The sequence below is a fragment of the Kineococcus anabasis genome (assembly GCF_054590795.1).
On sequence record NZ_BAAIHU010000001.1, the window covers coordinates 756,513 to 782,185 of the forward strand.

20 protein-coding genes and 1 riboswitch are annotated in these 25,673 nt (G+C 75.5%); of the genes, 10 read left to right on the forward strand and 10 right to left on the reverse strand.

From position 1 onward, the window contains the following. Positions 1-85: 85 nt before the first annotated feature. Both ACYQBY_RS03505 and ACYQBY_RS03510 read right to left on the reverse strand, forming a co-directional pair. Complete coding sequence (locus ACYQBY_RS03505; protein ID WP_459642395.1) at positions 86-934, reverse strand: inositol monophosphatase family protein; 849 nt, start codon at positions 932-934, stop codon at positions 86-88. After that, complete coding sequence (locus ACYQBY_RS03510; protein WP_459642396.1) at positions 931-2,046, reverse strand: ferrochelatase; 1,116 nt, start codon at positions 2,044-2,046, stop codon at positions 931-933. Before ACYQBY_RS03510 ends, ACYQBY_RS03505 begins: the two co-directional genes overlap by 4 nt. A 172-nt stretch (positions 2,047-2,218) precedes the next feature. Here ACYQBY_RS03510 and sepH point away from each other — a divergent pair, with 172 nt between their 5' ends. Then, a complete protein-coding gene (gene sepH / locus ACYQBY_RS03515; RefSeq protein WP_459642397.1) occupies positions 2,219-3,766 on the forward strand; it encodes a septation protein SepH in 1,548 nt (515 codons plus the stop codon). Positions 3,767-3,826: 60 nt separating this feature from the next. On the opposite strand, the gene ACYQBY_RS03520 is transcribed toward sepH, so the two are convergent. From ACYQBY_RS03520 to ACYQBY_RS03530, 3 genes are all read right to left on the reverse strand, one after another. Then, entirely contained in the window at positions 3,827-5,023 is a 1,197-nt protein-coding gene (locus ACYQBY_RS03520; RefSeq protein ID WP_459642398.1) for an alkaline phosphatase family protein, read from the reverse strand. Continuing rightward, positions 5,020-5,640 carry a DUF5998 family protein gene (locus ACYQBY_RS03525; protein WP_459642399.1) on the reverse strand — a complete coding sequence of 207 codons (621 nt, stop codon included), beginning with the start codon at positions 5,638-5,640 and terminating at the stop codon, positions 5,020-5,022. Before ACYQBY_RS03525 ends, ACYQBY_RS03520 begins: the two co-directional genes overlap by 4 nt. A gap of 95 nt (positions 5,641-5,735) precedes the next feature. Continuing rightward, entirely contained in the window at positions 5,736-8,477 is a 2,742-nt protein-coding gene (locus ACYQBY_RS03530; RefSeq protein ID WP_459642400.1) for a bifunctional acetate--CoA ligase family protein/GNAT family N-acetyltransferase, read from the reverse strand. A 75-nt stretch (positions 8,478-8,552) separates the two neighbouring features. On the opposite strand from ACYQBY_RS03530, the gene ACYQBY_RS03535 reads away from it, so the two are divergent. The 3 genes from ACYQBY_RS03535 (at position 8,553) to ACYQBY_RS03545 (ending at position 12,805) form a co-directional block, all read left to right on the forward strand. Beyond that, a complete protein-coding gene (locus tag ACYQBY_RS03535; RefSeq protein WP_459642401.1) occupies positions 8,553-9,236 on the forward strand; it encodes a nitroreductase family protein in 684 nt (227 codons plus the stop codon). An 84-nt stretch (positions 9,237-9,320) separates the two neighbouring features. Continuing rightward, positions 9,321-11,786, forward strand: coding sequence for a DNA gyrase/topoisomerase IV subunit A (locus ACYQBY_RS03540; RefSeq protein WP_459642402.1), 2,466 nt, complete (start codon positions 9,321-9,323; stop codon positions 11,784-11,786). A 68-nt stretch (positions 11,787-11,854) separates the two neighbouring features. After that, positions 11,855-12,805, forward strand: coding sequence for an NHL repeat-containing protein (locus tag ACYQBY_RS03545; RefSeq protein ID WP_459642403.1), 951 nt, complete (start codon positions 11,855-11,857; stop codon positions 12,803-12,805). Between the two features lie 61 nt (positions 12,806-12,866). Here the strand turns inward: ACYQBY_RS03545 and ACYQBY_RS03550 are convergent, their stop codons facing one another. The 3 genes from ACYQBY_RS03550 to ACYQBY_RS03560 form a co-directional block, all read right to left on the reverse strand. Next, positions 12,867-14,450, reverse strand: coding sequence for a histidine kinase N-terminal 7TM domain-containing diguanylate cyclase (locus ACYQBY_RS03550; RefSeq protein ID WP_459642404.1), 1,584 nt, complete (start codon positions 14,448-14,450; stop codon positions 12,867-12,869). Positions 14,451-14,540: 90 nt separating this feature from the next. After that, complete coding sequence (locus ACYQBY_RS03555) at positions 14,541-16,112, reverse strand: histidine kinase N-terminal 7TM domain-containing diguanylate cyclase (RefSeq protein WP_459642405.1); 1,572 nt, start codon at positions 16,110-16,112, stop codon at positions 14,541-14,543. Between the two features lie 94 nt (positions 16,113-16,206). Then, on the reverse strand, positions 16,207-18,348 hold the full coding sequence (locus ACYQBY_RS03560; protein WP_459642406.1) for a DNA gyrase/topoisomerase IV subunit B: 2,142 nt from the start codon (positions 18,346-18,348) through the stop codon (positions 16,207-16,209). Between the two features lie 190 nt (positions 18,349-18,538). On the opposite strand from ACYQBY_RS03560, the gene ACYQBY_RS03565 reads away from it, so the two are divergent. From ACYQBY_RS03565 to ACYQBY_RS03580, 4 genes are all read left to right on the forward strand, one after another. Beyond that, a complete protein-coding gene (locus ACYQBY_RS03565; RefSeq protein WP_459642407.1) occupies positions 18,539-18,766 on the forward strand; it encodes a DUF7455 domain-containing protein in 228 nt (75 codons plus the stop codon). Positions 18,767-18,811: 45 nt separating this feature from the next. Next, a complete protein-coding gene (locus ACYQBY_RS03570) occupies positions 18,812-19,300 on the forward strand; it encodes a DUF456 domain-containing protein (RefSeq protein ID WP_459642408.1) in 489 nt (162 codons plus the stop codon). A 61-nt stretch (positions 19,301-19,361) separates the two neighbouring features. Then, a riboswitch (SAM riboswitch) is annotated at positions 19,362-19,473 on the forward strand. 200 nt (positions 19,474-19,673) lie between these two features. Continuing rightward, a complete protein-coding gene (locus tag ACYQBY_RS03575; protein WP_459642409.1) occupies positions 19,674-20,249 on the forward strand; it encodes a cysteine dioxygenase in 576 nt (191 codons plus the stop codon). Beyond that, positions 20,246-20,701 carry a rhodanese-like domain-containing protein gene (locus tag ACYQBY_RS03580; protein ID WP_459642410.1) on the forward strand — a complete coding sequence of 152 codons (456 nt, stop codon included), beginning with the start codon at positions 20,246-20,248 and terminating at the stop codon, positions 20,699-20,701. The genes ACYQBY_RS03575 and ACYQBY_RS03580 overlap by 4 nt, the downstream gene beginning before the upstream one ends. A 63-nt stretch (positions 20,702-20,764) precedes the next feature. Here the strand turns inward: ACYQBY_RS03580 and ACYQBY_RS03585 are convergent, their stop codons facing one another. Then, positions 20,765-22,126, reverse strand: a complete 1,362-nt coding sequence (locus ACYQBY_RS03585) for a sugar transferase (RefSeq protein WP_459642467.1) — start codon at positions 22,124-22,126, stop codon at positions 20,765-20,767. Positions 22,127-22,364: 238 nt separating this feature from the next. Next, entirely contained in the window at positions 22,365-23,831 is a 1,467-nt protein-coding gene (locus ACYQBY_RS03590; RefSeq protein ID WP_459642411.1) for a glycosyltransferase family 2 protein, read from the reverse strand. Between the two features lie 341 nt (positions 23,832-24,172). Between ACYQBY_RS03590 and ACYQBY_RS03595 the strand changes: the two genes are divergently transcribed. Next, on the forward strand, positions 24,173-25,372 hold the full coding sequence (locus ACYQBY_RS03595) for a glycosyltransferase (protein WP_459642412.1): 1,200 nt from the start codon (positions 24,173-24,175) through the stop codon (positions 25,370-25,372). An 86-nt stretch (positions 25,373-25,458) separates the two neighbouring features. Continuing rightward, a partial coding sequence (locus tag ACYQBY_RS03600) for a hypothetical protein (RefSeq protein WP_459642413.1) occupies positions 25,459-25,673 on the forward strand: 215 nt, incomplete at its 3' end.

Here is a 25,673-nt window from a genome sequence, read left to right on the forward strand (position 1 = left end):
CCGGACGCGACAGCGGCCCCGCCCACCGACCGGTGGGCGGGGCCGCTCGTCGTGCCGGGCCCGGGGGTGCCGTCGCGGGCGGAGGTCAGGCCCCCGCCGCCTCCAGCGCCGCGCGCAGCTGCGGGTGCAGGGCCGCGGGAGCCGCCAGGAGGCCGTGCCGGCCCGGCGCGCCGCCCGCGTAGTCGGTGACCAGGACCCCCGCCTCGCGGGCCACGAGCAGGCCCGCGGCGAAGTCCCAGGCGTTCAGGCCCTGCTCGTAGTACGCGTCGGTCCGGCCCGCCGCCACCCCGCACAGGTCCAGCGAGGCCGTCCCGATCCGCCGCACGTCCCGCACCTGGGGCATCAGGCGCGCCAGCACCGCCGCCTGCTCACCGCGGCGCACCGCGTCGTAGCCGAACCCGGTGGCGACCAGCGCGGAGGACAGCTCCGGCGCCCGGCCCGGCAGCACCGGGCGCCCGTTCAGCTCCGCGCCCAGTCCCGCCCCGGCGGTCCACACCTCCCCGCCCGCGGGGTTGGCCACGCAGCCCGCCAGCACCCGCCAGGTCGCCGGGTCCGGTGCGCCGCCCGGCCCCGCCGCGGGGTCCTCCACGACGGCGACGCTCACCGCGTACGCCGGGATGCCGTACAGGTAGTTGACGGTGCCGTCGATGGGGTCCACCACCCACGTCAGGCCGGAGGCGCCCGGCTCGTGGCCCCGCTCCTCCCCCAGGACCCCGTCGGCGGGGCGGGCCACGGCCAGCTCCCGGCGCAGCAGGTCCTCCGCCGCCGTGTCCATCGCCGTGACCACGTCCACGGGGCTGGACTTCGTGGCGGCGACCTCCACCCGGTCCCCCCGCCCCTCGTGCACCAGGCGCCCCGCCGCGCGCGCGAGGCGCTCGGCGAGGGCGCGGAGATCGGCGACGGGCGTGCCGTCCGCGGCGAGCGGCCCGCTCACGCGGACACCACCGGCGGCTCCCAGTCGGCGCCGGTGGCCGCGGGCAGGTCCGCGCGCAGGTTCCGGCAGCACCCCACCGGGCACACCTCGTGGGAGGGGCCCAGCGCCCCGAGGGCCGGCTTGTCCGGGCTGCCGCCCCGGGCCAGCTCGGCGCGCTCCTCGACGAGGTCCACCAGCCCGGCGACGAAGTGCCCGGCCGTGCCCACCGTGGCCGCGCGGGCACACGGCAGGCCCAGCTCCGCGGCCGTCTCCACCGCCTCGGTGTCGAGGTCGAAGACGACCTCCATGTGGTCGGAGACGAACCCGATCGGCGCCAGGACGACCGCCGGGGTGCCCGCGGCGGCCAGCTCGCGCAGGTGGTCGTTGACGTCCGGCTCCAGCCACGGCTGCGTCGGCGGGCCCGAGCGGGAGCAGTACACGAGGTCGAAGGGGTGCTCGACGCCGGTGCGGGCGGCGACCTCGGCGCTGACCGCGGCGGCCACGTCGAGGTGCTGGCGGACGTAGGCCCCGCCCTGCGGGCCGGAGACCTCGTTCATCGCGGTGGGCACCGAGTGCGTGACGTAGACCAGCCGGGCGCCCTCGCGCACCTCCCCGTCCAGGCCCTCCAGTGCCGCCACGACGGCGTCGGCGTTGGTCCGCACGAACGCCGGGTGGTTGAAGTAGTGGCGCAGCTTGTCCACCGCGAGGGCGCGGCCCTCACCGGCCAGCGTGGTCACGGCGCGGGCCAGGTCCTCGCGGTACTGCCGGCAGCTGGAGTAGGAGGAGTACGCGCTGGTCAGCAGGACGAGGACGCGGCGGGCGCCGGCCTCGTGCGCCTCGCGCAGCACGTCCGTCAGGTACGGCTCCCAGTTGCGGTTGCCCCACAGCAGCGGCACGTCGAGGCCGCGCGCGTCGAGCTCGGTGCGCAGGGCGGCCAGCAGCGCGCGGTTCTGGTCGTTGATGGGGCTGCGGCCGCCGAAGTGCAGGTAGTGCCCGGCCACCTCCTCCAGCCGCTCGCGCGGGATCCCCCTCCCCCGGGTGACGTTCTCCAGGAAGGGCATGACGTCGTCGGGTCCCTCGGGGCCGCCGAAGGACAGCAGCAGGAGGGCGTCGTACGGGCGGGCATCGCTCACGCCAGGAGTGTCGCAAGGGTGGCCCGTCCCCGCGCGGGCGCCTCCCTCCCCGGGGGGCCCGCACGGCTTGCCGGGAAGGGTCGGCTACGCCAGGGGCTCCGGAGGTGGCAGAGTTCACCCGCGAGGCACCGGAGTGGGACCCGGGCCCGCTCGCCGCTGGGAGGACGTCCGCATGCACGACCTGAGGCTCGTCGGAGTGCACGACGACGGTGAGCACGTGGTCCTCGCCGGCAGCGACGGCAGCCGTTTCCGCCTGCGGGTGGACGAGGCGCTGCGCGCGGCGGTGCGCCGCGACCGCGCCCGTCTGGGCCAGCTGCAGCTCCAGTCCTCCGCCGATCTGCGCCCCAAGGAGATCCAGGCCCGCATCCGGGCGGGTGAGACGGCCGAGGAGATCGCCGAGCTCGCCGGGATCCCCGTCGCCAACGTGCGCCGCTACGAGGGGCCCGTGCTCGCCGAGCGCGCCCACGTCGGCGACCTCGCCCGCCGCACCCCGTTCGGCCGGCGCGACGCCGCCGGCTCCGCCCCGTCCCTGGACGAGGTCGTCGCGCAGCGGCTGACCGCCCGGGCCGTCGACCCCGAGGCGGTGCGCTGGGACGCCTGGCGCGACGAGGACTCCAGCTGGACCGTGCAGGTGGAGTTCGTGGCCGGGGGCCGGGGGCGCCTGGCGCGCTGGGCGTTCGACGTGGGCGCGCGCTCGCTGACCGCGGCGGACGACGAGGCGCGCTGGCTGTCGGAGGAGGCACCCGCCGAGTCGGGGCCGCTGCCGCCGCGACGGCTGGCGAGCGTCGGCGAGGAGGGCGCCCGCCGCAGCCGGGAGCGCGTCTACGACATCGAGGCCGACGGCGGGGTCCGTGCCGCCGCGGTGCGGCGCGACCCCACCGAGGACCTGCTGGACGCGCTGAGCGAGCGGCGCGGGCAGCGCCAGCCGGCGGGCGGCGACACCAGCCGCGCCCGCTCGCTGGCCACGGAGGATGCCTGGGGCCGGCCGGTGGAGCCGCCGTCCGCGGTGCGCGCCACGACGTCGCCGGTGCCGGGGATGCAGGAGTCCGCGGAGCCGGAGGTCCCGGCCGCGCACCCGGCCGCCTCGCACCCGGAGGACGTCGTCGACGACCGGGTGCTGCCACCGGCCGACCTGCCCGCGGAGGACCTGCAGGACGAGGCCACCCCCGCGGAGCCGGAGCAGGCCGGCGCACCCGTCGCCGAGGCCGCGCCGGTCCCCGAGACCGCGCCGGTCCCCGAGGCCGCACCGGTCGCGGAGACCGCGCCGGTCCCCGAGGCCGCGCCGGTCGCGGCGGTGGGGAACCCGGAGCCCGTGGACGAGGCGGACAGCGGCCAGGTACCGCCCGCCGGGGCGCCCGTCGAGGCGCCGCCGGCCGAGGCACCGGTCCGGCCACCCGTCGTGCAGGCACCGCCCGCCCGGGCGGCGGAGGCGCCGTCCGCGCAGGCGCCGCCCCGCAGGCGCCCGCCCGCCCGGCAGCAGGCACCCGCCCCGCAGCCGGCACCGGCCCCGCAGCCGGCACCCGCCGCCCCGGAGGCGGTGGCGGAACCCGGCCCGGAGGCGCCCGCCGCGGCGGAGGAGGCCGTGTCCGGCGCGCCCCAGCCGCCCGCCCCGCGGCCGCGCGCGCCCCGCGGCAGCCGCAACCGGGCCGGGCGCAACGCCCAGAAGCGCCCGAGCGTGCCGAGCTGGGACGAGATCATGTTCGGGGCCAAGCGGGACTGACCCGGCGCAGGGTCCGCGCCGGAGGCCGCCCGCGCGGGCGGCCTCCGGGTCCGCGCGACCTCAGCGCCCCGTCACGAACAGCGGGACCAGCCGCTCCTCGGGCGTCAGCGCCCCGTGGTGGCCGAGCAGGCGCAGCACCTCGGGCCGCTGCCGCGCGGAGTTCACCACCGCGGTCTGCGTGCGCATGACGGCCAGGACGTCCCCGATGCGCTCCAGCACCCCCGGTGCGACGGGGCCGAACCAGCCCGCCGCGACCGCCTCCGCCCGCGGGAGCACCCACGCGGTGTCCCCCAGGCGCCCGCGCCAGCGCTCCAGCACCGCGTCCGCGGCCCCGGGTTCGCAGTACAGGTGCAGCGCCCGCGGCTCCCCGCCCGCGTGCCGCACCCCCGCCGCGAGGTCCCGCTCGTGCGCCAGGTCCAGGCGCTGCGCGAACGGCACGTCGACCATGCCGTGGTCGGCCGTCACGACGAGGCGGCAGTCCGCCGGGAGCCGGCGCGCCAGGGCGGCCAGTGCCGCGTCCACCCGCTCCAGCTCGTCGCCCCACTGCCAGGACCCGACGCCTTCCCCGTGCCCGGTCCAGTCCAGCCGGCCCCAGTACACGTACACCAGGCTCCGGGCGGCCGAGCGGACCGCGGTGACGGCCGCGTCGACGCGCGCGTCGAGGTCGTCGGGGGTGCCCACGAACCGCCCGCCGCGCAGCACCGCCTCGGTGAGCCCGGAGCCGTCGAAGTGCGGGGGTCCCACGCGGACGACCTCCACCCCGGCGGCCTGCACGTCCTGCAGCACCGTGGGGTGCGGCTGCCAGCGGCGCGGGTCCAGCTCCGCGTCCCACGCCAGCTGGTTGACCAGGACGTCCCGGGCCGGGTCGAGCACCTCGTAGCCGACGAGGCCGTGCCCGCCCGGCGGCAGCCCCGTGCCGAACAGCCCCATGCTGGTGGCGGTCGTGGTGGGGAAGCCCGCGCTGATGACCCGGTGCGCCCCGTCCGCGCGCAACCGGCGCAGGAACGGCGCGTGCCCGCCGCGCTCCGCCAGGGCCAGCTCGCCCAGGCCGTCGACGAGGACCACGCACGCGCGGGCCGTGGCGGGCACCTCCAGGGCACCGGGTGCCGCCGCGCGGGCGGTCTCCACGCCCAGGGCGCGGGCCACCGCGGGCAGGACGTCGGCGAGGGACGCGGTGCCGTAGGGCGGCGCGCCGGGCAGGGACGCGGGGGCCTGCGTCCCGCTCGCGCGCGGGCTGTCGCCCCGGGCGGCGCTCATGCGCGGGCTGTCGCCTCCGAGAGGGCCCGGGCGAACGCGACGGCGGCCTGCACGGCGCCCTTGCCCTCCGCGGCGGCGCTGACGCGCAGGGTCAGGTCGTCCCCGGACAGGGAGCCGGTGTAGCCGTGGTCGGCGTCGCACTCGGTGTCGGCGCACCCGGCGGGCTCCAGGTCGATCCGGCGCACCGCACCCCAGCCCACGGTGAGGGTGACCTCGTGCGGGGTGGACCCGACGCGGTGCTCGGCGGGGCGGGTGACGACGTGGGACACCACGACGGACTCCACCCGGTGCAGGGCGACGGCCTCGGTGGAGGCCACGGCGTAGCTCTCCGCGGAGGTGTCGTCGGGGCCGTGGTCGTCGGCGTGCGCGATGAGCAGCCGCGTGCCCGTCAGGGCCAGGACGGTGACGTGCCGCCGGACCTCGGCGCTGTCGAACGTCGTCTCCAGGTGCACCAGGTGCGCCAGGACGGCGTCACCCGCCAGGCCGGAGTGCAGCACGTCGACGACGAGCTGCGGGTAGTACCCCGCGCGCTCGACGTCGGCGACGAGCTCGTCGGGCAGCTCCGCCGGGGACGCGGCGTCGGGTGTGTGGCGGCGGGGGGTCGTGCGCTCGCGCATCGCGCCATCATCGCGCACTCCGGGGTCCGGCGCGGGCACCGACCCGGCCCGTCGGCCCGGCAGCACGCGCCGGTCAGCTCGGCAGCACGCGCCGGTCAGCTCGGCAGCACGCGCCGGTCGGCGTCGGCACGCCCGGGGGGAGGTGCCACGCGGGCCGTGGCGTCGAGGACGGAGACGCCCTGCTCGGCGACCAGCACCGGCGCCAGGCGCAGCTCGGCGATCTCCGGCATCGCGTCGGCCAGGACGGACACCCGCGCGATGACGTCCTCCAGGGCCGCCACGTCCAGGACGGGCGCGCCGCGGTGCCCGAGCAGGCGGGGGGACGCCTTCACCGAGCGCACGAGCTCGGAGACGTCGACGTCGGTCAGCGGCGGGATGCGGTACGCGATGTCGTCGAGGAGGTCCAGGGGGTCGCCCTCCAGGCCGAAGCTGACCACCGGCCCGAACAGGGGGTCCTCCATGCTGCGGACCTGGCACGGCACCCCGAGCGGCGCCATGGGCTGCACGACGAGGCGGGCGGCGCCGGCGCCGAGGGCCTCGCGCATCTCGTCGACGGCGATCGCCAGGGCCGTGGCGTTGCTGATGCCCAGGCGCACCCCGCGCAGGTCCTGGCGGCCCGCGAGGTCGTCGTCGGTGGTCTTCAGCGCCACCGGCCAGCCGAGGTCCCAGGCGGCCTCCACGGCCTCCTCCCGGGAGTGGACCTCCCGCCGCGGCCACAGCCGGACGCCGACCGCCGCGAGCAGCTCCGCCACGGCGGCGCGCGGCAGGTCGCCGCCGGCGGGTGCCCCCGCGAGGACGCGGGCGACCACGGCGCGCGCGGCGTCGGGGTCCACGCCCTCCGGCGCGACGAGGTGGCCGGGGTCGCGCCGGCGCCACGCGGCGTAGCGCACGGTGGAGGCCAGCGCCCGCACGGCGTCCTCGGGGGTCGGGTAGGACGGCACGACCCGCCCGGGGCCCGGCCCGGTGCCGCCGCCCGCCTCCCCGTCGTCGCCGGGCGCCACGACGGCCGCGCGCACGCTGCGGGTGCCGAGGAAGCACGTCACGCACGTCTTGCCGCCCCGGATGGCGGCGGCGGCCACCGCGGCGGCCACGCCCGTGTCGACGGTCGCGGTGGGCGGCACGTAGCTGGCCACGACCGCGTCGACCTCCGGGTCGGCCATCGCCTGCTCCAGCGCGCGCACGACCTCGGCGACGTCGGCCTCGGGGTGCACGGACACCGGCCCGTGCGTCACGCGCAGCCCCCAGCTGACCGCGGCGTCGGCGGCGAGGGTCGCGAGGGCGTCGGAGTTGCCGACCACCGCGATGCGGTCCCCTGCGGGCAGCGGCTGGTCGACCACGACCTGCGCGACGTCGAAGAGCTGGTGGACGTTCTCCACGCGGATGACGCCGGCCTGCCGCAGCATCGCGTCGAACGCGGCGAAGGGGACCCGGCTGGGCCGCACGGCGTGGCCGGGCGGCACCCCGAAGCTGGACGTGCCGGACTTCACCACGACGACGGGTTTGCGGCGGGAGAGCGAGCGGGCGACCCGGCTGAACTTGCGGGGGTTGCCGACGCTCTCCAGGTACAGGCCGACCGCGGTGGTGCGCTCGTCGTCGACCCAGTAGTGCATGCAGTCGTTGCCGGAGACGTCGGCGCGGTTGCCGGCGGAGACGAACGTGGAGACGCCCAGGCCGCGGCGGTCCGCGGAGGAGAGGACCGCCACGCCGAGGGCGCCGGACTGGCTGAACAGCCCGAACCGGCCCGCGGCGGGCAGCTCGGTGTGCAGGGAGGCGTTGAGCCGCACGTCGGGGTCGGTGTTGATGAGGCCGAAGGAGTTCGGCCCGACGACGCGCATGCCGTTGGCGTGGGCGACGCGCACCAGCTCCCGCTGCAGCACCAGGCCCGCCGGGCCGGTCTCGGCGAAACCGCTGGAGACGACGACGAGACCGCGCACACCGATCGCGGCGCAGGCGGTCACGGCCTCCACCGCGGAGGACGGCGGGACGGCGACGACGGCGAGGTCGACGGGTGCGGGGACGTCGCGCACGGAGGCGTGCAGGGGCACCCCGAGCAGGTGGGTCTCCTCGGGGTCGGCGTCGGCGTTGACGGCGTGGACCCGGCCGCGGAAACCCCCGTCGACGATGTCGGCGAGGAGGCGGTGCCCGACGGTGCCGGGGTTGCGGCTGGCCCCGAGGACGACGACGGAGGACGGGGCCAGCAGGGCCACCATGCTGCGGGCCTCGGCGCGCTGCTCCCGCGCGCGCATGACGTCCACCGACCGCTCGGTGGGGTCGATGGCGAAGGACACCTCCAGCACCCCGTCGGAGTAGCCCTGGCGCACCTCGTAGCCCGCCTCGCGGAACACGTTGATCATCTTGGCGTTCTGGGGCAGCACGTCGGCGGTGAAGCGGTGCACGCCCTGCTCCCGCGCGGCGGCGGCGAGGTGCTCCAGCAGCACCGAGCCGAGGCCGCGGCCCTGGTGGGCGTCGGAGATGTTGAAGGCCACCTCCGCCTCCCGGGGGCGCCCGGGCCGGGCGGGGGCGGCGTCGTAGCGGGCGATGCCGACGATGTCGTCGCCGACGGTGGCCACGAGCGCGACCCGGTCGGTGTGGTCGACGACGGTGAAGCGCGCCAGGTCGCGCGGGGACAGCCGCGGCATGGGCGCGAAGAACCGGAAGTAGCGCGACTCCTCGGACTGGTGCTCGTGGAAGCGGGCGACGGCCCCGGCGTCGGCGGGGGTGATGGGCCGCACGTGCGCGGTGCCCCCGTCGCGCAGGACGACGTCCGCCTCCCACCGGGTGGGGTACGGCGCGGCCCCCGGGGCGGGAGGGTCGCCGGCGGGTGGCTGCGTCCCCATGCCGCCGAGCCTACGGCGCCGCCGCGCGACGGGTGGGGCCGGGCGGGGAACCGGTCACCGGGCAGACTGCCCGCCGTGGAGCTGTCCGAGGTGGTGCGCCGCCGCCGCATGGTCCGCGGCTACGAGGAGTCCCTGCCGGTGGCGCGGGACGTGCTGGACCGGCTGCTGCGCGAGGCGCTGCGGGCGCCGTCGGCGGGCTTCGCGCAGGGCCGGGAGCTGCTGGTGCTGCGCGAGCCGGAGCACCGCGAGCGGTTCTGGGCGGTGACGACCGCGCACGGCGCACCGCCGCCGCGCGCGGGCGCCCCCGGTGCCGGTGGGGCCGCGGGGCCGGCACCGGGCGACGGCGGGGCGCGCTGGCTGGCGGGCATGCGCACCGCACCCGTGCTCGTCGTGGTCCTCAGCTCCCCGGCCGCCTACCTGGAGCGCTACGCCGAGCCGGACAAGGGCTGGGCGGACCGCGACCCGGCGCGCTGGCCGGTGCCGTGGTGGGACGTGGACGCCGGGATGGCGGCGTACCAGCTGCTGCTGTCGGCGGTGGACGCCGGGCTGGGGGCCTGCCTGTTCGGCGTCCCGGCGGGCGCCCACGGGCCGCTGCGGGAGGCCTTCGCCGTGCCCGCCGAGCGCCGCGTCGTCGGGGTGGTGAGCCTCGGCCACCCGGGCCGGGACCGGCGCTCGCCCTCGCTGCGGCGGGGCCGGCGGCCGGTGGCCGAGGTGGTGCACGACGGGGCCTACGGGGCGGGGTGGGCGCAGCCGGGGTGAGGTCCGCGCCACGGGGCTGCCGCGCCGGCCCCGCCCGCCGCTCCGGGGCGGGGGAAGTCGGTCCCAGCAGGCAGGATGGGGGTCATGGCACGTCGCACCACCGCAGCCCCGCCCCCGGCCGTCCCCGAGCGCATCGTCGACGTCGACGTCGAGCAGGAGATGCAGGGGGCGTTCCTGGAGTACGCCTACTCGGTCATCTACTCCCGGGCCCTGCCGGACGCCCGCGACGGCCTGAAGCCGGTCCAGCGGCGGATCCTCTACATGATGCACGACATGGGGTTGCGCCCCGACCGCCCGCACGTGAAGTCCGCGCGCGTGGTGGGCGAGGTGATGGGCAAGCTGCACCCCCACGGCGACACCGCCATCTACGACGCCCTGGTGCGCCAGGCCCAGCCGTTCACGATGCGCCTGCCCCTGATCGACGGGCACGGCAACTTCGGCTCCCTCGACGCCGGTCCCGCGGCGCAGCGCTACACCGAGGCGCGCCCGGCGAGCGCGGCGCTGCTCATGACGACCGGCCTGGACGAGGACGTCGTCGACTTCGTGTCGAACTACGACGACCGGCTCACCGAGCCGGGGGTGCTGCCGGCGGCGTTCCCGAACCTGCTCGTCAACGGCGCCAGCGGCATCGCCGTCGGCATGGCCACCAACATGCCGCCGCACAACCTCGCCGAGGTCGTCGCCGCGGCGCGCCACCTCATCGAGAACCCGAAGGCGACGACGGCGGACCTGATGCGGTTCGTCCCCGGCCCGGACCTGCCGACCGGCGGGCGCATCGTCGGGCTGGAGGGCATCCGGGAGGCGTACGAGACGGGGCGCGGCACGTTCCGCACCCGCGCCACCACGCGCATCGAGAACATCACCCCGCGCCGCAAGGGGATCGTCGTCACGGAACTGCCCCTGGGGGTGGGCCCGGAACGCCTCACCGAGAAGATCAAGGACGCCGTCAACGCCAAGCGTCTGCAGGGCGTGGCGGACGTGGTGGACCTCACCGACCGCACCCGCGGCCTGCACTTCGTCATCGAGGTGAAGAACGGTTTCGTGCCCGAGGCCGTCCTGGAGCAGCTGTACCGGCTGACGCCGATGGAGGAGTCCTTCGGCATCAACAACGTCGCCCTCGTGGAGGGCCAGCCCCGCACGCTGGGGCTGAAGGAGCTGCTGACGGTCTTCGTCGACCACCGCCTCGACGTGGTGCGCCGCCGCACCGCGTACCGGTTGCGGCGCAGGGAGGAACGCCTGCACCTGGTCGACGGCCTGCTCGTCGCGATCGTCGACATCGACGAGGTCATCGCCATCGTCCGCTCCAGCGACGACTCCGAGCAGGCCCGCACCCGCCTGATGCAGGTGTTCGACCTGTCGGAGGCGCAGGCCCGCTACATCCTGGAGATGCAGCTGCGGCGGCTGACGAAGTTCTCCCGCCTGGAACTGGAGACGGAGCAGAAGCAGCTCCGCCGGGAGATCGCCGCCCTGCAGGCGGTCCTGAACTCCGAGCGCCGGCTGCGCAAGCTGGTGTCCGACGAGCTGGCCGACGTCGCCGCCGAGCACGGCACCCCGCGGCGCACCGTGCTGCTGACCTCCGACGGGCCCGCCACGGGCGCCGCCGGGGGCAGGGGCGCGGCGCTGGAGGTGGCCGACGAGCCGTGCCGGGTGCTGCTGTCGTCGACGGGGCTGCTGGTGCGCACCGCGACCGACGAGCCGCCGGGCACCGAGGGGCGGCGCACCAGGCACGACCTGGTGGTCTCCACCGCCGCGGCCACGACCCGCGGCCACGTCGGGGTGGTGACGTCGGCGGGGCGCCTGGTGCGGCTGCCCGTGCTGGACCTGCCGGCCCTGCCGCCGACCGCGGGGCGCCCGTCGCTGTCCGGCGGGGTGTCGGTGAAGGAGTTCGTGACCCTCGCCAGGGGCGAGCGGGTGCTGTGCCTGGTGCCGCTGCCCGAGGAGCCCGCGGGCCCGGGTTTCGCGCTGGCCACCGCGCAGGGCGTGGTCAAGCGTGTCGTGCCCGAGCCGCTGGGCAACCGCGACGAGGTCGACGTCATCGCGCTGAAGGAGCGCGACGAGGTCGTCGGCGCGGTGCCGCTGACCACCGGCGAGGAGGACCTGCTGTTCGTCACCTCCGACGCGCAGCTGCTGCGCTTCGGCGCCGCGGCCGTGCGTCCGCAGGGCCGCGGCGCGGCGGGCATGGCGGGTGTGCGGCTCTCCCCCGGCGCGCGGGTGGTGTTCTTCGGGGCGGTGCCGACGGACGACCCCGAGGCCGTCGTCGTCACCCTCGCCGGCTCCACCCAGGCGCTGGAGGGCGTCGCCCACGGCACGGTCAAGGTGACCCCGCTGTCGGAGTACCCGCCCAAGGGCCGCGCCACGGGCGGGGTGCGCTGCCACCGCTTCCTGCGCGGGGAGGACGTGCTGACGCTGGCGTGGGCGGGGCGCGGCCCCGCCGAGGCGGCCACCCCGAGCGGCACGGCCGCCCCGCTGCCCGAGGTGCCCGGGCGCCGCGACGGCAGCGGGGTGCCCGCGGAGAAGCCCGTGGCGGCGGTGGCCGGCCCACCCGCCTGACGCCCCGCCGCGGGCCGGCGCGGCGCAGGGGTGGTGGCCACGCCCCCGCGCGCCTACTGTGCGTGAGCATGAGCCGGGTCCGCCGCACCGCCGCAGCCGCCGTCCTGACCCTCGCCGCCGCCGTGCTGCCCGCAGTCGGGGCCGCCGCGGCGCCACCGACGGGCGCGCAGGCCTTCCCGGAGACGGTGCCGCTGCCGGCCGGGTCCCAGCCGGAGGGCATCGCCGACGGACCGGGCACGACGTTCTTCGCGGGCTCGCGCGCCGACGGCAGCATCTACCGCGGCGACCTCGCCACGGGCCGCGGGGAGGTCCTCGTGCGGGGTGTCCCCGGCCGGGTCGCGGTCGGCATGGTCTACGACGAGCGCACCGACCGGCTGTGGGTGGCGGGCGGCGCCACCGGGGCCGTCACCGCCTACGACGGCGGGACGGGGCAGGAGCTGGGGCGCTGGGTGGTGCCCGGCAGCGGCTTCCTCAACGACCTGGACGTGACCAACCAGGGCGTCTACGTCACCGACTCCCAGAAGGCCCGGCTCGTCGTGATCCCGCTGCGCGGCAACCGGCTGCCCGGCCCCGGCGCCGCCCGCGCCGTGACCCTCACCGGCGACCTGCGGTACGGGCCGGGCTTCAACCTCAACGGGATCCGCGACCTGCCCGGTCAGGCGCTCGTCGCGGTCCAGAGCAACACCGGCAAGCTCTTCCGCATCGACCCGCGCACCGGGGTCACCACCGAGCTGCGGCTGCGCGGGCGGGCGCTGCGCTCCGGCGACGGGCTCGTGCTGTTCGGCCGCACCCTCTACGTCGTGTACGGCTTCGGCACGGACGAGGTGGCGGTCGTGCTCCTCGACGCCGACCGCCGCGGCGGCAGGGTCGTCGGCGGCCTCACCGACCCCGACCTCGACCGGCCCACCACCGCGATCTTCACGGGCGGCTCGATGTGGCTGGTCAACGGGCGCTTCGCCACACCGCCGACGCCGAGCACCCCCTACGACGTGGTGCGCCTGGACGCGCAGCCCCGCTGAGCCGTCGGCCGTCCGGCGACGGGCGCGGGCGCACCGGGCGGCGTCGCGGCGCCCCGCCCGCTCAGACGGCCGCGACCACCCGGTTGCGGCCGGCGGCCTTCGCCGCGTAGAGCGCGCCGTCCGCGGCCGCGACGAGGGTGCGGGCCTCGGACCCGTGCACGGGGGACACCGCCACCCCGGCGGAGACCGTCACCCGCACCCGCTGCGCCGCCGCGGGATCCCCGGCGGCGCGGGGCAGCGGCACCGCGCCCGCCTCGCAGCGCACCCGCAGCTCCTCCGCGCGCTGCCGGGCCGTCTCCGCGTCCGCACCAGGCAGCAGGACGAGGAACTCCTCCCCGCCGTAGCGGGCGACCGTGTCCTGCTCGCGGGTCGCCTCCCGCAGCCGCCGCGACACCGTGCAGAGCACGTCGTCGCCCGTCTGGTGCCCGTGGGTGTCGTTCACCGACTTGAAGTGGTCCACGTCGAGCAGCACGACGCCCAGCGGCTCCCCCGACGCCAGCGCGCGGTCCAGCTCGGCCAGCACGTGCCGGCGGTTGTGCAGGCCCGTCAGGGGGTCGCGCACCGCGTCCTCCTGCAGCCGCTCCTGCAGCGCCTCGATGGTCGCCAGCTGCTCCCGCAGCCGCCGCTCGGCGGCCACCGCGTCGCTGACGTCGCGCGCCGTGACCACCAGGGCGATCACGTGCCCGCGGTCGTCGCGGTGCACCCGCGAGCGCAGGTCCAGGTGCAGCCCCGGGCGGACCTCCACCGTCACCTGCGCCCGCCCGGACAGCAGCGGGCTGACCGCGCGGTGGTCGAACACGGACACCGCGGGCAGGCCGAGCAGGTCCCCGGGCAGGTCGGGCCGCACCCGGCGCAGCAGCACCCGGGCGGCGGTGTTGGCGTCCACCAGCCGCCCCGCGGCATCCACCACGAGCACCCCGTCGTCCAGGGTGTCCACGACCTGGGAGCGGGCCACCGGCACCACCCGCAGCAGGCCCTGGCGGAAGATGGCGTAGGCGAACACCAGCCCCGTCGCCACGAAGAACATCGGGGTGCAGTCCACGCCGCCCAGCGCCCCCGGCAGCAGGATCGCCACCAGGTTCAGCGGGACCGGTAGGACCGCACCGAGCAGCGAGCAGCCGATCTGCCGGCGGAAGAGGGACGAGGCCCGCCACCAGGCGCGCACCAGGTGGCCCACGCCCCACGCGAAGAGGCCGTAGCAGTACAGGGTGTGCACCCAGAACAGCGGCCCGAACACCGGCCGCGGGTGCCCGACCAGGCTGCTGGTGGAGGTGAAGAAGAGGTGGTGCCACGGGTCGGTCGCCACCGCGGCCACGATCAGCGCGGGCACCGCGGCCAGCGCCAGCACGCGGCGGCGACCGGCGCGCCACGTCGGGTCGGCCACCGCCCAGGCGATGCACAGCGAGCCGGTGATGGCGGCGTTGACGCCGACGTACTGCAGGACGAACAGGCCCGCCTCGACGGGGTCGGGCAGGCCCAGGTGCAGTAGCCCGTCGGCGCCGCCCCACGCGCCCACGCCGTACAGGGACACCGCCAGCGCTCCCGCGGCCGGGGTGGAGCGGCGGCGGGGCAGCGCCCACGTGGCGGTCGCCACGCAGGTGAGGGAGGCCAGGAGGAAGAAGACGGCGAGCGTGAACCCGGTCACCGCACCTCCCCCGCCCACGACGCGGCGCCGCCCGGTGCGGGCGCCCGGGAGAACATCGGCACGGCCGGGGGCCGGCCTGAGCGCCGGGGCTCAGGCCGCGGCGACCACCCGGTCGCGCCCCGAGGCCTTGGCGGCGTAGAGCGCGGCGTCCGCCTCCCGCAGCAGCCCCGTCGCGTCGCCGCCCGCACCCGCGGACACGGCCACCCCGGCGGAGACGGTCACGGACAGCGCCGGGCCCGACGGGCCCGGCCCGACGGGCACGCGGGTGGCGCGGCAGGCCCGCCGGACCTCCTCGGCCCGGCGCAGGGCCGTCACGGCGTCCGCACCGGGCAGCAGGACGACGAACTCCTCCCCGCCGTAGCGGGCCACGGTGTCGCCCTCCCGGCACAGGCGCCGCAGGGTGTCCGCGACCGCGCACAGCACCTCGTCGCCCGCGGAGTGGCCGTGGGTGTCGTTCACCGACTTGAAGTGGTCCACGTCCAGCAGCACCACCCCGACCGGCGCCGGGTCCCGCACGGCGGCGGCGAGGGCGGCCACGAGGTGGCGGCGGTTGTGCAGGCCCGTCAGCGGGTCGCGCACCGCCTCCTCCTGCAACCGCTCCTTCAGCTCCCGGATCTCCGCGAGCTGCTCGCGCAGCAGGTCGCCGGCCGCCACGGCGTCGCTGATGTCCCGCGCGGTGACCACCCGGGCGATGAGGTGCCCGCGGTCGTCGCGGTGCACGCGCGAGCGCAGGTCCAGGTGCAGCCCGGGCGCCACCTCCACCGTCCGCCGGCAGGCGTCCTCCAGCAGGGGCCGCAGCGCCTCCGCCGCCAGGACCTCCCGCGCCGGCAGGCCCACGGGGTCCGCGGGCAGGTCGGGGCGCAGCCGCCGCAGCAGCTCCCGGGCCGCGACGTTGGCGTCGACGAGGCGCCCCGCGGCGTCGACGACGAGGACCCCGTCCTCCAGGGTGTCCACCACCTGCGAGCGGGCCACGGGCACCACCAGCAGGAAGCCCTGCCGGAAGATCGCGTGGGTCATGACGAGGCCGGTCAGCACGAAGAAGACCGGTGTCCAGTCCACGCCCCCGAAGACGTGCGGTGCGCTGAGCGTGACGACGTTCAGGGTGATCGGGAGGGTGGCGGCCACGACGATGCTGCCCAGCTGCCGGCGGAACAGCGAGGGCGCCCGCCACCACGAGCGCACCAGGCGCACCATGAACCGCGCGAGCTGGCCGTAGCAGTACGCCGAGTGCAGCCAGAACAGCGGACCGAACTCCAGCCGCGGGTGGCCCTCGCCGCGCTCGACGCCCGCGAAGAACAGGTGGTGCCACCCGTCCGTCGCCACCGCCACAACCGTCAGCAGCGGCGCGACGGCCAGCAGCAGCGCGCTGCGCCGCCGCAGCCGCCACGAGGGGTCGGCCACCGAGGCGCCCAGGCACAGGGCGCCGACGACGAGGACGTGGATGGCGGCGTAGACGACGAGGTGGGCGGCGAGCTCGGCCGCGGCGCCGGGGCCGCGGTGCAGCGCGCCGGCGCCCGCGGCCCACACGGCCGCACCGCAGAGCACGACGGCGAGGGCCGGCGCGGCCGGGGTGTTGTGCCGCCGCCGCCACGACCAGGCCGCCGCGGCGCCGCACGTCACGGCGGCGGTGAGGAAGACGGCGACGACCGTCGTCGGGCTCACCCGTCCCCCCGATCTGCGCCGGACCGCCCGGTGCGGCACCTCCCCGGTGCATCGGCAGCCCGGCACCCCGCTTGAGCGCGGGCGGGCGCCGGGCTCAGGCGTCGATGCGCTCGCGGTCCAGGCGCGCGGCGCCGGCGACGATGAAGTCCTTGCGGGGCGCGACCTCGTTGCCCATGAGCAGCTCGAAGACGTCCTCGGCGGCGGCGGCGTCGGCGATCGTGACGCGCCGCAGGGTGCGCTTGGCCGGGTCCATCGTCGTCTCGGCGAGCTGGTCGGCGTTCATCTCCCCCAGGCCCTTGTAGCGCTGGATCGGCTTGTAGGTGCGCCCGCGCCTGTTCAGGTCCGCCAGGAGCTGGCGCAGCTCGGCGTCGGAGTACGTGTAGAAGACCTCCGCCGGGCGGCGCCCCGAGCCGGACACCTCCACCCGGTGCAGCGGGGGCATCGCGGCGAACACCCGCCCGGCCTCCACCAGCGGGCGCATGTAGCGGAAGAACAGCGTCAGCAGCAGCGTGCGGATGTGGGCGCCGTCCACGTCGGCGTCCGTCATGAGGACGACCTTGCCGTAGCGGGCGGCCTCCAGGTCGAAGCTGCGGCCCGAGCCGGCACCGACGACCTGGATGATCGCGGCACACTCGGCGTTCTTGAGCATGTCCGCCACGGACGCCTTCTGGACGTTGAGGATCTTCCCGCGCAGCGGCAGCAGCGCCTGGTGCTCCGAGTTCCGCGCCACGTTCGCCGTGCCCAGCGCGGAGTCGCCCTCGACGAGGAAGAGCTCGGTGCGCTGCACGTCGTCGGAGCGGCAGTCCTTCAGCTTGGCCGGCAGGGAGGAGGTCTCCAGTGCGTTCTTGCGCCGCTGGGTCTCCTTGTGGACGCGGGCGGAGACGCGGGCCTTCATCTCCGCGACGACCTTCTCCAGCAGCAGCGAGGCCTGCTGCTTCTCGTCCCGCTTCGGTGAGGTGAGCACCGCCGTCAGCTCCCGCTCGACGATGCGCGAGACGATGCCGCGCACCGCCGCGGTGCCGAGGACCTCCTTGGTCTGGCCCTCGAACTGCGGCTCGGCCAGGCGCGCCGTCACCACGGCCGTCAGCCCGGCGAGGACGTCGTCCTTCTCCAGCTTGTCGTCCTTGCCGGTCGCCTTGAGCCGGCGCGCGTTCAGCTCCACCTGCTTGCGCAGCACCTTCAGCAGGGCCTGGTCGAACCCGGCGAGGTGGGTGCCGCCCTTGGGCGTGGCGATGATGTTGACGAACGACTGGACGGTCGTCTCGTAGCCGGTGCCCCAGCGGACGGCGATGTCCACGTCGCACTGGCGCTCGACCTCCGTGACGGTCATGTGGCCGTCGGCGTCGAGGACGGGCACGTTCTCGCGGAAGGAGTCGGTGCCCTGCAGCCGCCACACGCCCGTCACGGGCGCGTCGGGGGCCAGGAAGTCGGCGAACTCCCCGATGCCGCCGTCGTGGCGGAACGTCTCCTCGTGCGGGCCGTGCTCGGCGGGCGTGCCCGGCAGGCCCCGCTCGTCGCGGATCACGATGGTCAGGCCCGGCACGAGGAAGGAGGTCTGGCGGGCGCGGGCGATCAGGTCGGAGTAGGAGAACTCCGCCTCCTTGAGGAAGATCTGCTTGTCGGCCCAGTACCGGACCCGCGTGCCGGTGACCCCCCGCTTGGCGCGCCCGACGACCTCCAGGCCGGTCGTCCGCTCGAACGGGGCCTCGGGGCCCTCGCCGGCGAAGCGGCCGGGCACGCCGCGGCGGAAGCTCGTCGCGTGGGTCTTCCCGCCGCGGTCCACCTCGACGTCCAGGCGTGCCGAGAGCGCGTTGACGACGCTGGCGCCGACGCCGTGCAGGCCCCCGGAGGCCGAGTACGACCCGCCCCCGAACTTCCCGCCCGCGTGCAGGTGGGTGAAGACGACCTCCACGCCCGACAGGCCCGTGCGGGGCTCCACGTCGACGGGGATGCCGCGGCCGTCGTCGCGCACCTCCACGGAGGTGTCCGCGTGCAGCACCACCACGATCCTCGAGCAGTGCCCACCGAGGGCCTCGTCCACGGAGTTGTCGATGATCTCCCACACGCAGTGCATGAGGCCGCGGGAGTCGGTGGAGCCGATGTACATGCCGGGGCGCTTGCGGACGGCCTCCAGCCCCTCCAGGACGAGCAGGTGCGCCGCGGTGTAGCCCTCCGGCTCCTTCGCGGGGCGGCGGCCCCGGGAGCCGGGTGCGGCGGGGGACGGGTCTGAGCTCACCCGGTCAGGTTAGGCGACCGGCCCGACACGCGCCGGGAGGCTGATCGCTCCTGGCGAACGGGCGACTCTCCCGTGCGGGAACCAGCGGGGGTGGTTGGATGTTGCAGCACAGTAGGGGACAGCAGCTGCTGCCTCCGGCGGGTGTCCGGCCACGGGCCCCCGCGCTGACCAGCCCTCCGGAAGGAGCCCCGTGACCACAGCTCTTGCCAACGACCCGCTGACCGTCGCCGACCGCTGCGACCGCTGCGGTGCTCAGGCCTACGTGCGTGTCCTGCTCGGGTCCGGCGGAGAGCTGCTCTTCTGCGCCCACCACGGGCGCGAGCACCGCCAGGCGCTCCAGGGCGTCGCCGCCGAGATCCAGGACGAGACCGGCCGCCTCACCACCACCCCGCACGTCGCTCCCGACGACGAGCGCTGACCTTGACCGCAGCCCCGACCGGAGCCCGGCAGCACCCCCTGACCCGTGGGTGACGCCGGGCTCCTGCTCGTCGCCCTGGCGATGGCCGTGGGCCTCGCCGGGACCGTCCTGCCCGTGCTGCCCGGTGCGGTGCTCGTCGTGGGCGCCGCGGCCGTCTGGGCGTGGTTCACCGGCGGTGTCGCCTGGTGGGTCCTGCTGGGGGTGGTCGTCGTCATCAGCCTCGGGCAGATCGGCAAGTACCTCCTGCCCGGCCGCCGCCTGCAGCAGCTCGGCATCCCCAACCGCACCCTCGCCGCCGGCGCCCTCCTCGGGGTGGTCGGGTTCTTCGCCGTACCGGTCGTGGGGCTCCCCCTCGGGTTCGTCCTCGGGATCTACCTGGCCGAGTCCGCCCGCCTGCGCGGCGGCGGGGCGCAGGCCTGGCGCTCGACGGTGCAGGCCCTGAAGGCGGCCGGGGTGAGCATGGCCATCGAGATGGGCGCCGGCGTGGTGGCCGTCGCCGGCTGGGCCGTGGCGGCCCTCGCGCTGCGCTCCTGAGCCGGCGGCGCGCGCCGCGGCGGTTGACAGCACACGTCGTCCGCCTCCTAAGCTGCGGGCAGGTCATGAGCGCCAGCGCCAAGCCCCGGCTCGCTGGCCGGCAACCCTCCTCCGCGGCGGGGTGCCCCGGGTGATGACCGGGCCCCGGGCGACCCCCGGGGCAAGCGCGGACCCGGGCCCCGGGTCCTCCCGGCGACAGGAGCCCACGGTGACCCCTCCCCCGGCCACGCCCGCCGGCCCGCTGCTGCGGGTCCGCCGCCACGTCGACCTGATGCGCACCTCCAGCGCCGGCTGTCCCGCTCGGTCCTGACCCGAGCCCAGCAGCCGACCACCCCGCCGCGCGCCGTCGCGCCCGCGGCTCCCGGAGGACCCCGTGACCCGCCCCACCCTGCCCACCGGCCTGCCCGCGACCACCCCCGCCGGCCACCCGGCGACCACCCCTGCCGGCCCGCCGGCGACGATCCCCGCCGCCCGCCGCGGCAGCGCGACCGACGTCCTCGCCGCCCTCGTGCGCGGGATCGCCGCCCGCCCCGCGCTGTGGCGTCCCGCCGTGCGCTTCGACACCCACGAGCGGTACTGGACCCGCCTCGACGCCCCCGCCGGCATCGACGTCTGGCTCCTGACCTGGACCCGCACCCAGGGCACCGACCTGCACGACCACGGCGGGTCCGCCGCCGCGTTCACCGTCGTGGAGGGCACCCTCACCGAGGTCCGGCCGGACACGGGCGGCGCCCTCACCTCCACCGCGCTGCGGGCCGTGCCCGGCGGGGCGCTGCGCACCGTCGAGCCGGACGTCGTGCACGACGTGCGCAACGACCACGACGAGCCCGCGGTGAGCATCCACGCCTACGCCCCCAGACTGGAGCGCATGTCCTTCTACGCCGTCGTGGACGGGCGCCTGGAGCGCGTGCGCACCGTCACCACCGCCGAGCCCGAGGTGGAGGCGTGAGCGCGGCCGTGCCGCTCCGCCGGCCCGTGCGCGGCATCGCCGACGTCCTCGCCGGGGCCAGGGCGCGGCTGCGGCGCCTCACCCCCGCCGAGGCGCACGCCGCACACGCCGGCGGCGCCGTCCTCGTGGACATCCGGCCGATGGCCCAGCGCCTGGCCGAGGGCGAGGTGCCCGGGTCCCTGGTCCTGGAGCGCAACGTGCTGGAGTGGCGGCTGGACCCGACCTCGGGAGCGTGCATCCCGCAGGCCGACCACGACCTGCACGTGGTCGTGCTGTGCCAGGAGGGGTACACCTCCAGCCTCGCCGCGGCGTGCCTGCAGGACCTCGGCGTCCACCGGGCCACCGACGTCGCGGGCGGCCTCGGGGCGTGGCGGGCGGCGGGCCTGCCGGTCGTGCGGGGTGGGACACCGGCCGGCGAGGTCGTCCCGGACGGGGAGCCGCGGCTCGTGTGAGCCCGGCCGGACGCACGAAGGCCCTCCCACCTGACGGCGGGAGGGCCCTCGTGCAGGCGGAGGTCAGCCGCCCCGGGCGCCGACGACCTGACTCACGGTCCGAATCATGATCTTGACGTCACCCCAGAGCGACCAGTTCTCGATGTAGTAGTTGTCGAAGCGGGCGCGGTCCTCGATGGAGGTGTCCCCCCGCAGTCCGTGCACGGCGGCCCAGCCGGTCAGACCGGCGGGGACCCGGTGGCGCGCCATGTACCGGGGCACGCTGCGGGTGAACTGGTCGACGAAGTGCGGGCGCTCCGGCCGCGGGCCCACGAGGCTCATGTCGCCCCGGAGGATGTTGACCAGCTGGGGCAGCTCGTCCAGGGACGACTTGCGGATGAACTTCCCGACCGGCCCGAGACGGTCGTCGTGCTTGATGTTCCAGTTGGTCTGTGACTCGGAGTCGTCGACCGGCTTCAGAGAGCGAAACTTCATGACGTCGAAGGGCTTGCCGTCCAGGCCGACGCGTTGCTGGCGGAAGATGATGCCCGGTCCGCCCTCCCACCGGACGGCGACAGCGACCGCCGCCATGACCGGGGACAGGGCGAGAAGTGCAGCTGCCGACAGGACGATGTCGACGAGGCGCTTGATCTTCCACGAGAACGTGCGGAACGCGGCCCGGCGGACGCGCAGCAGCGGGATGCCCCACACCTGGTCCACGTCGCGGGTCACGGAGTGCACCTCGAACAGGCGCGGCACGATGAAGATCTCGCAGTCGAGGCGGTCACACGTGCGCAGGATGTCGACGAGGTCGGACTCGCGCAGGTTGCCGAACGCGACGATCACGACGCGGATGTCGAAGTCCTCGATGAGCTCGGCGAGCTCATCGTGACGGCCGAGCAGGGGCGCGGGGAGCTCGGAGGGATCATCGACCCGGGGGCGCGAGTCCACGAAACCCACGGGATCGATGCCGTAGTACCGGTGTTCCCGCAGAGTGCGGGTGAGGCGCATGCCCACCTGGCCCGCACCGAGCACGAGGGCCGCGTGCCGCACCTTGCCCTGACAGCGGGCCCGGCGGACCGTGTGGTACGCGAGGGCGCGGATCATCAGGATGCCGACGACGAGGAGACCGACGTGGCCGATGACCTCGTGGAGGGGCCGCATGCCCGGGGCGACGACGCTGAGCGCCAACTCCGTGGCCAAGGTGACGATTCCGCCACCCAGGATGTACGGAAAGTCATCGAGGAGCGACAGTGACAATCGGGAACGGTACAAACCACATACTGCAAACGTGACGATGAGAACACTGAGCGCTACAAACTGGATGGGGTGGAGTTCTCGGAGCGCAGCGAGGGAGGCGAGGAAGACCGCCACATCCCCTGCGACGAGATAGGGGCCAGCCGGTAGTCGCATCAGTCGTGGTCGCAGTCGACGTGAGTCGAACATGCGCGGCTGGAGCACGATCCGGCCGCCGGGACCTTGGTGGTCGAGGCGCAGATCGGTGCCTGACGTCGTCAGCTCAGAGGTGACCATGCGGCTCCCAAATCTTCCGGCGCTTTCCGTCGCGGATACCGGGACACCCCATGCAGGACTACAGGGTGGCGATGGCCAGCGGCTCGACGACGACCCGAGCCTAGAGGAGGCTGAGTCTCCGGCCAGTCAGAGAACTGGCCCGATCGAACTGTCACGGGCAGCATGCGCCCGGTACACCGAACGCCTCCCCAAAGTTCGTTCCGGATGCACGACGACGACGAGAACGATGTTCCAGGACCCCTCGCGAGACGACCTGCAGGGCTCCCCACGTCTTGGCCAGATCCTTCGCCACGATGGGGACGGGCACGAGGAGCGAGGTGGCCAACGGCCTCTCGGCACCCCTCGCCTTGAACATGGGTACGGAGAAGTAGGCGAGAGCCCCGCAGAGAACGGCCGAACGCAAGACCACACCACCGCGCACCAGGAGAACCGGCCCGGCGAAGTACGCCAGCACCCGCACTCCGTTGCGCATCAATGCCTGCCGGTCGCTCGCCTCAGCATCACCGCGGCCGTAGCGCACGTACATGCGCCATGTTCCACGGATCCCCGCCTGGTCCCACTTCAGCTCGGCGTCCGTGGTGAGCACGCATGGCACACCACGTTGCGCGATGGCCTGAGCGAGGTCTAGATCCTCGTGGGCACGGATGTCCTCCGGCCAGCCACCGGCCGCCTCGATGGCCTGACGCGTCGTGGCCATGGCGCGTCCCGCCGGCCGGGTGGGATCGAACCGCCGCCCGAACACCCGCCCCCAGGCCCGGGACACCGGCCCTGCCCTGCGCACTTCGCACACGTCGGGATAGCAGCCGAGCGCTGAGGCTGCCTCTAGCACCCCACGCTTGCTCACCTCATAGGCGCCCGCGACAAGTCCGGGAGCGGGTGCTTCGGCGAAGGGCCTGCGCATCGCATCGAGCCACCCTCGTCCCCAGTGGCAGCCGGCGTCGGTGAAGACGAGGTGGTCATGACTGGCCGCGGTGATGCCCGCGTTGCGGGCCGCGCCCGCGCCTGCGTTCCGCTGCAAGACGACCGCCCGAACTTGCGGATTGGCGCGGGCGGCCTGCTCCACCCGTGCACCGGTGTCGTCAGGACTGCCGTCATCCACCAGTACGAGCTCGTCACCCGGGAGCAGCTGGGGCACGAGCGAGTCGACGAGATCGTCGACGAGGTCTCCCTCACACCACACGGGGACGACAACGCTCACCTGGGGCGTCTCGTCGAGCGGGATACCGGCGCCCGGCCGACCGCACAGAGCGGCGATGACGCCGGTCAGGCGACGCGCCGCCTCGTGCACGCCTGCCGACCCGACGTCCGGATCATCCATGAGCTGCGGGGGCGGTGGGAGCACCGCCTCCGCAGCTTTGCCCTCTGCTGCCACGGGTGTCACGGCTCCCGTGGCGCGCGGCGACGAGCCGTCGGCGGACGGATCGGTTCCGTGAGACACCAGTGCTGCGCGGTGGCCGCTGAGCCACGTGGCGGTCAGAGCCTTCCGGGCAATCACCTCGCCGTTGATCAGGACCACGTCGGGATCGATGCGACGCAGCTCCCTCACGATTTGCGCTACACCAGTTCCATCGACGCAGTCGGCCGAGATGCGCGGCGTCGACGTGACGATCCGCAGCACCCACGAACTCCAGGGGTCCCGTACGCCGGGGCTCGAAATGACCACTACGCGCAAAGGCGTGGCCACTCGACTACCTTCCGTGTTTTCGACAGATCGTGGAGGGAAGACGGTGCCGCTCACAGGCGGCAGCCTCCCTCACCACCGCACGTGGTGCACGCTGGATGCGAGCGATCGGCGCACCCGATCCCGCAGCAAGTGGCGGCCAGGGAAGTCCGAACCAGGCTTCGGGACACCTTCTCCACGACAGGCCCGGTCCCCCAGCCCGGCGTATGGTGACGCACACTCCGCCGGCTCCCTGCACTCCGAGGGCATTCGGCCGGTTCCGTGTGAAGGGAGTACCCATGGTGACGCGGACCACCGGAGAACTCGCGGTCGAGCGGCACGAGGTCGTGGACGGGCTCGACATCCCGGCCGCCGGGATGCGTGTGCTGCACGTCGCCCAGCCGACGACCGAGGGCGTCGCGCGATGCGTGATTGATCTCGTCCGCGATCACGTAACCAGGGGCTGGGACGTGGGCGTCGCCTGCCCCACCGGCGGTGATCTGGCCACAGCGGCCCTCTCGGCCGGTGCGCAGGTCTTCCCCTGGGCTGCGGACCGCAGCCCCGGGCCCACGGTCCCAGGAGAAGCACGCAGGTTGCACCACATCGTGCAGCGGTTCGATCCCCTGGTGGTTCACCTTCACAGCGCGAAGGCTGGGCTCGTCGGACGGCTCGCCATGCGTGGCCACCGCCCGACCGTGTTTCAGCCTCATGCCTGGTCGTTCCTCGCCGTCACGGGGCCGCTACGCAAAGCCACCGAATACTGGGAACGCGCCGCGCTGCGCTGGACCGATCGCGTCGTCTGCGTCAGCGAGTCGGAGCGCGGACAGGCTTCAGGTAGCGGACTGCGCCTGGACGACCGCGCGGTGGTGGTCCCCAACGGGGTGGACACCAAGCGTTTCAGTCCGGGCGATCGCCACACCGCACGGGTCGCCCTCGGCCTCGGTGACGAGCCCCTCGCCGTCTGCGTGGGGCGGCTGAGCCGACAGAAGGGACAGGACGTCCTGTTGGAGGCCTGGCCGCAGGTGCGGTCGGCCGTCGAGGGCGCCCGTCTCGCCCTCGTCGGCGATGGACCGGACAAGGACCGGCTCGTGGCGGCGGCACCACCCGACGTGTCCTTCGTCGGGAAGGCGGACCCGTTGCTGTGGTACCGCGCGGCAGACGTCGTGGTGCTGCCTTCGCGGTGGGAAGGGATGGCGCTGGTGCCGCTCGAGGCAGGAGCCTGCAGTCGGTCGGTCGTGTTGACGGACGTCGCAGGGTCGACCGAGAGCCTTCCGCACTCGGTCTGCGGCGCCGTCGTGAGACCGGAGGACCCCGCAACCCTCGCCGAGGCGATCGTCGCCCGACTCGCCGACCGGGCACGCGCGGACAGCGAGGGTGCCGCCATCCGGGAGCACGTGCAGGCGCACCACGACATCCGCGGTACCGGGGAGCGGATGCGTCGGGTCTACCTGGAGGCGATCGAGCAGCACAGGATCATGTACCGCAGACGCCTCCGGTGAGCCGCGGAGCCTACCCGGTGAACGCCGGCCGATCTCACACCGGCACGGCGCGGGGGCCGGCGCACCGGAAGGGGACGCTGCTGCTGGTGTTGCTCCTCCTTGCCGCCGGCACGGCGGTGGCCGGGCTGCTGCGAGTGACAGCCGACAAGCCTGTCGACCCGGTGGTGGGGTCGTCGCGGGTGTTGGCGACGGGGGTGGAGGTGTTCTCCCTGTGGCGGGACTGGCCGGTGAACGCCGCGATGCTGGACCGGGTGGCGGCCTCGGGGGCCGGCTGGGTGCGTGTCGGGGTGGGCTGGTGCTC

Bases quoted from the DNA above. Each gene is read 5' to 3' on its own strand.
- ACYQBY_RS03595 (WP_459642412.1), top strand. From the start codon at position 24,173: ATGGTGACGCGGACCACCGGAGAACTCGCGGTCGAGCGGCACGAGGTC.
- sepH (WP_459642397.1), top strand. From the start codon at position 2,219: ATGCACGACCTGAGGCTCGTCGGAGTGCACGACGACGGTGAGCACGTG.
- ACYQBY_RS03545 (WP_459642403.1), top strand. From the start codon at position 11,855: ATGAGCCGGGTCCGCCGCACCGCCGCAGCCGCCGTCCTGACCCTCGCC.
- ACYQBY_RS03530 (WP_459642400.1), bottom strand. From the start codon at position 8,477: ATGGGGACGCAGCCACCCGCCGGCGACCCTCCCGCCCCGGGGGCCGCG.
- ACYQBY_RS03585 (WP_459642467.1), bottom strand. From the start codon at position 22,126: ATGTTCGACTCACGTCGACTGCGACCACGACTGATGCGACTACCGGCT.
- ACYQBY_RS03520 (WP_459642398.1), bottom strand. From the start codon at position 5,023: ATGAGCGCCGCCCGGGGCGACAGCCCGCGCGCGAGCGGGACGCAGGCC.
- ACYQBY_RS03540 (WP_459642402.1), top strand. From the start codon at position 9,321: ATGGCACGTCGCACCACCGCAGCCCCGCCCCCGGCCGTCCCCGAGCGC.
- ACYQBY_RS03525 (WP_459642399.1), bottom strand. From the start codon at position 5,640: ATGCGCGAGCGCACGACCCCCCGCCGCCACACACCCGACGCCGCGTCC.